The organism is Protofrankia sp. CiT1 (assembly GCF_917627335.1).
Lineage (GTDB): Bacteria > Actinomycetota > Actinomycetes > Frankiales > Frankiaceae > Protofrankia.
Genome location: NZ_CAKJTP010000005.1, coordinates 51,857 through 56,383 on the forward strand (window position 1 = coordinate 51,857; position 4,527 = coordinate 56,383).

Annotated in this window: 9 protein-coding genes; all 9 read left to right on the forward strand. The window is 67.2% G+C overall.

Translation table 11 applies throughout. The features are described 5' to 3' along the window. Positions 1–18: 18 nt before the first annotated feature. The 9 genes from rplB (at position 19) to rplX (ending at position 4,508) form a co-directional block, all read left to right on the forward strand. Positions 19–852, forward strand: coding sequence for a 50S ribosomal protein L2 (rplB, locus tag MJ785_RS01975; RefSeq protein WP_239310549.1), 834 nt, complete (start codon positions 19–21; stop codon positions 850–852). Between the two features lie 71 nt (positions 853–923). Further along, on the forward strand, positions 924–1,205 hold the full coding sequence (gene rpsS, locus MJ785_RS01980; RefSeq protein WP_239310550.1) for a 30S ribosomal protein S19: 282 nt from the start codon (positions 924–926) through the stop codon (positions 1,203–1,205). After that, positions 1,198–1,635, forward strand: a complete 438-nt coding sequence (gene rplV / locus MJ785_RS01985) for a 50S ribosomal protein L22 (RefSeq protein WP_239310551.1) — start codon at positions 1,198–1,200, stop codon at positions 1,633–1,635. Before rpsS ends, rplV begins: the two co-directional genes overlap by 8 nt. Next, complete coding sequence (gene rpsC, locus MJ785_RS01990; protein WP_239310552.1) at positions 1,635–2,639, forward strand: 30S ribosomal protein S3; 1,005 nt, start codon at positions 1,635–1,637, stop codon at positions 2,637–2,639. Before rplV ends, rpsC begins: the two co-directional genes overlap by 1 nt. 4 nt (positions 2,640–2,643) lie before the next feature. Next, positions 2,644–3,060, forward strand: a complete 417-nt coding sequence (rplP, locus tag MJ785_RS01995; protein ID WP_239310553.1) for a 50S ribosomal protein L16 — start codon at positions 2,644–2,646, stop codon at positions 3,058–3,060. Next, positions 3,060–3,359 carry a 50S ribosomal protein L29 gene (rpmC, locus tag MJ785_RS02000; protein ID WP_239310554.1) on the forward strand — a complete coding sequence of 100 codons (300 nt, stop codon included), beginning with the start codon at positions 3,060–3,062 and terminating at the stop codon, positions 3,357–3,359. The genes rplP and rpmC overlap by 1 nt, the downstream gene beginning before the upstream one ends. Before the next feature lie 5 nt (positions 3,360–3,364). Further along, positions 3,365–3,679 carry a 30S ribosomal protein S17 gene (rpsQ, locus tag MJ785_RS02005; RefSeq protein ID WP_370651612.1) on the forward strand — a complete coding sequence of 105 codons (315 nt, stop codon included), beginning with the start codon at positions 3,365–3,367 and terminating at the stop codon, positions 3,677–3,679. A gap of 131 nt (positions 3,680–3,810) precedes the next feature. Further along, positions 3,811–4,179: a 50S ribosomal protein L14 gene (rplN, locus tag MJ785_RS02010; RefSeq protein ID WP_131748536.1), complete on the forward strand. Its 369-nt coding sequence runs from the start codon at positions 3,811–3,813 to the stop codon at positions 4,177–4,179. A gap of 11 nt (positions 4,180–4,190) precedes the next feature. Continuing rightward, positions 4,191–4,508, forward strand: coding sequence for a 50S ribosomal protein L24 (rplX, locus tag MJ785_RS02015; protein ID WP_239310564.1), 318 nt, complete (start codon positions 4,191–4,193; stop codon positions 4,506–4,508). Positions 4,509–4,527 lie beyond the last annotated feature (19 nt).

Consider the following 4,527-nt stretch of genomic DNA (forward strand, 5'->3'; position numbering starts at 1 on the left):
AGGACACGGTGGATAACCATGGGTATTCGTAGGTACAAGCCGACCACACCGGGTCGCCGTGGTTCGAGCGTGGCCGACTTCGTCGAGATCACTCGTGACCATCCGGAGAAGTCGCTGGTCCGCCCGCTGCACTCCAAGGGCGGTCGGAACGTCCACGGGCGTATCACCACACGGCACCAGGGCGGCGGGCACAAGCGTGCCTACCGTCTGATTGATTTCAAGCGGGACAAGGATGGTGTGCCGGCCAAGGTCGCGCACATCGAGTATGACCCGAACCGGACCGCGCGGATCGCTCTGCTGCACTACGCCGACGGCGAGAAGCGCTACATCCTCGCCCCGGTGAAACTCAAGCAGGGCGACATGGTCAGTTCGGGCACGACCGCCGACATCAAGCCTGGTAATGCCCTGCCGCTGCGCAACATCCCGACCGGCACGGTGGTGCACGCCATCGAGCTGCGTCCCGGCGGTGGTGCGAAGATCGCGCGCAGCGCTGGCGCGAGCGTGCAGCTGGTGGCCAAGGACGGTCCCTTCGCCCAGCTCCGGATGCCCTCCGGTGAGATCCGCAACGTCGACGTCCGCTGCCGGGCCACGGTCGGTGAGGTGGGCAACGCCGAGCAGAACAATATCAACTGGGGCAAGGCCGGCCGGATGCGCTGGAAGGGGCGTCGGCCCACCGTCCGCGGTGTGGCGATGAACCCAGTTGATCACCCGCATGGTGGTGGCGAGGGCAAGACCTCCGGTGGCCGGCATCCGGTGAACCCGAAGGGCCGTCCCGAGGGGCGTACCCGCGCTACCCGTAAGTCGAGCGACGCGCTGATCGTCCGTCGTCGGAAGCAGAACAGGCGGCGGTGATCATGATTGTTCACATCCGGTGCCAATCGACGTATGACCATCGGTTCTGAGCGGGAAGGAGGAGACACGCCATGCCACGTAGCCTGAAGAAGGGCCCGTTCGTCGACGACCACCTGCTCAAGAAGGTGGACGTACAGAACGCCAAGGGCACGAAGAACGTCATCAAGACCTGGTCGCGGCGCTCGACGGTGATCCCGGACATGCTGGGGCACACCATCGCCGTGCACGACGGCCGCAAGCACGTCCCGGTGTTCATCACCGAGGGGATGGTTGGTCACAAGCTCGGCGAGTTCGCGCCGACGCGGACCTTCCGCGGTCACGTCAAGGAAGACCGGAGGTCGCGTCGTGGCTGACGACCTCGTGGACGGGCTCACCCGGTCCGGTCTGGACGGGGCGAAGGCCTCGGCCCGCTATGTCCGGGTATCGCCGACCAAGGCGCGTCGGGTTGTCGACCTGGTCCGTGGCCGTTCCGCCCGCGAGGCCCTGGACATCCTCCGTTTTGCCCCGCAGGCGGCCAGCGAGGACGTGTACAAGGTGGTCGCGAGCGCGGTTGCGAACGCCGAGCACAATCACGGCCTTGACCCGTCCACGCTCTGGGTGGGCGAGGTCTACGTCGACGAGGGCCCGACGCTCAAGCGCATCCGTCCGCGGGCGCAGGGCCGTGCCTACCGGATCCGGAAGCGGACCAGCCACATCACGGTCGTCGTGGAAAGCCGGGAACCGGTTTCGGTGACCCGCGGCGCGTCGACCGGCGCATCGCAGACTGCAAGGAGGGCCCGGTAGTGGGGCAGAAGGTCAACCCGCACGGGTTCCGGCTCGGGATCACTTCGGAGTTCACCTCTCGTTGGTACGCCGACAAGCAGTACAAGGCGTACGTCGGCGAGGATGTGAAGATCCGTAAGATGATGTCCCGGGGTATGGAGCGCGCGGGAATCAGTCGGGTCGACATCGAGCGGACCCAGGGCCGGCTGCGGGTGGACATCCACACCGCCCGCCCGGGGATCGTCATCGGACGTCGCGGCGCTGAGGCCGACCGCATCCGCGGCGACCTCGAGAAGCTGACCGGCAAGCAGGTCCAGCTCAACATCCTTGAGGTGAAGAACCCTGAGGTCGACGCCCAGCTCGTCGCGCAGGGCGTGGCGGAGCAGCTGTCGAGCCGGGTCAGCTTCCGGCGGGCGATGCGCAAGGCCATGCAGTCGGCGATGAAGGGCGGCGCCAAGGGCATCCGGGTGCAGTGTTCCGGACGCCTGGGCGGCGCCGAGATGAGCCGCTCGGAGTTCTACCGCGAAGGCCGGGTGCCCCTGCACACGCTGCGCGCCGACATCGACTACGGATTCTACGAGGCCCGGACCACCTTCGGCCGTATCGGCGTGAAGGTCTGGATCTACAAGGGTGACGTGGTCCAGAGCCGTGCGGAGCGGGAGGCGCAGGAGGCACTCCAGCGCCAGCACCGCCGGGAGCGCCCGCGCCGTGGGCCACGGTCGGGTTCGTCGGGTACCACCACCGGTGGCACCGACGCCGGGCGTGCCGCCGCGCGGCAGGGTGAGCGGCGTGGCCGTGGCGGTGGCGGTGCCACCGGTGGTGGTGGCGGTAACGCTGGTAGCGGTAACGCTGGTAGCGGTGGTGACGCGACGGCTGCGGTTGGCGCTGACACCGCTACCGCGCCGGCTGTGACGGCCCCGGCGGCTGAGGCGGCTGCCCCCGCGGCGCCGGTCTCAGCTCCGGTTTCGGCTCCGCTCGACACCGCCGCGCCCGCTGCTGGGACGGCCCAGGAGACGGAGGGCTAGGACAATGCTGATTCCCCGTAAGGTCGCGCACCGCAAGCAGCACCATCCCGGTCGTGGCGGCGCGGCCAAGGGCGGCACCAAAATCGCGTTCGGTGAGTTCGGCATCCAGGCGCTGGAGTCCGCCTATGTGACGAACCGGCAGATCGAGTCGGCGCGTATCGCGATGACGCGCCACATCCGCCGTGGTGGCAAGGTTTGGATCAACATCTACCCGGACCGGCCGCTGACCAAGAAGCCGGCTGAGACCCGGATGGGTTCGGGCAAGGGCTCGCCGGAGTGGTGGATCGCCAACGTCAAGCCCGGGCGCATGATGTTCGAACTCTCGGGGGTGTCTGAGCCGGTCGCGCGGGAGGCGATGCGGCGTGCCATCCACAAGCTCCCGATGAAGTGCCGGTTCGTGACCCGCGAGGGAGGCGCGTGATGGCGACCGCGACCGCCGACGAGCTACGGACCCTGTCTGGGCAGGACCTGGTGGACAAGCTGCGCGAGGCCAAGGAGGAGCTCTTCAACCTCCGTTTTCAGGCCGCTACCGGTCAGCTTTCCAACAATCGCCGCCTGCAGGACGTCCGGCGTGACATCGCGCGTATCTACACGGTGCTCCGGGAGCGTGAACTCGGCCTCGCTGATGATCCGAACCTGGTCGGGACTGAAGTGCCCGGAGCGGTTGGCGGCGTTGAGCCGTTGCAGACAACGGCGGCGATACAGGTGGAACGGGCGTGAATGGGATGACAACGGACGGCACCCCGGCGACAGGGAACCCGCCGGTCACCGCGCGGGCGGCGACCGGCGGCCGCGGCTTCCGCAAGGTCCGCGAAGGCCTTGTGATCAGCGACAAGATGGCCAAGACCGTGGTGGTCGCGGTGGAGGACCGGGTTCAGCACCCGCTCTACGGCAAGACCATCAGGCGTACCAAGAAGGTCAAGGCACACGACGAGAACAGTACGACCGGCGTCGGTGACCGGGTCCTGCTGATGGAGACCCGCCCGCTGTCGGCGACCAAGCGCTGGCGTGTGGTCGAGGTTCTGGAGAAGGCCAAGTAGATCGACCAGCCGATTGTGTTCTACGGGCCGATGGCGGCGTGATCGTGGTTTTTCGCGCCGCCGGAGGACTTGGAAGGGTCTAGCGAGCCGGCCGCCGGCAGGCGGGCGCCGACGCAGTTCGGGAGCGGGAAGTGATCCAGCAGGAGTCGCGGCTTCGGGTCGCCGACAACACGGGTGCCAGGGAACTGCTGTGCATTCGGGTACTCGGTGGTTCGGGGCGTCGTTATGCCGGTATCGGCGACATCATCGTCGGGACCGTGAAGGACGCCCTGCCCGGGGCTGGCGTCAAGCGTGGTGACGTGGTCAAGGCGGTCGTCGTACGCACCACCAAGGAGCGCCGGCGTCCCGACGGCTCCTATATCCGGTTCGACGAGAACGCCGCCGTGCTCATCCGGGACGGTGGCGACCCCCGGGGTACACGCATCTTCGGACCGGTTGGTCGCGAGTTGCGTGACAAGAAGTTCATGAAGATTATTTCGCTGGCGCCGGAGGTGCTGTGACCGTGGCCAGAATGAAGATCAGAAAAGGCGACACGGTCCAGATCGTGACAGGTAAGGACCGTGGGCTCAAGGGGAAGGTCATCAGGGCTTTCCCCGCTGAGGACAAAGTGGTTGTCGAGGGCGCGAACAGGGTCGTCCGACACACCCGGGTGAACACCTCCGCTCGGGGCTCGCAGTCCGGCGGCATCGTCACCCAGGAAGCGCCCATCCACGTCAGCAACGTCATGATTGTCGATCCGTCCGACGGCCGTCCGACCAGGATCGGCTACCGCATCAACGATGACGGCACGAAGGTGCGGATCTCCCGTCGCACCGGCACCGAGCTGTAGATATGGCTAACGTAACCGC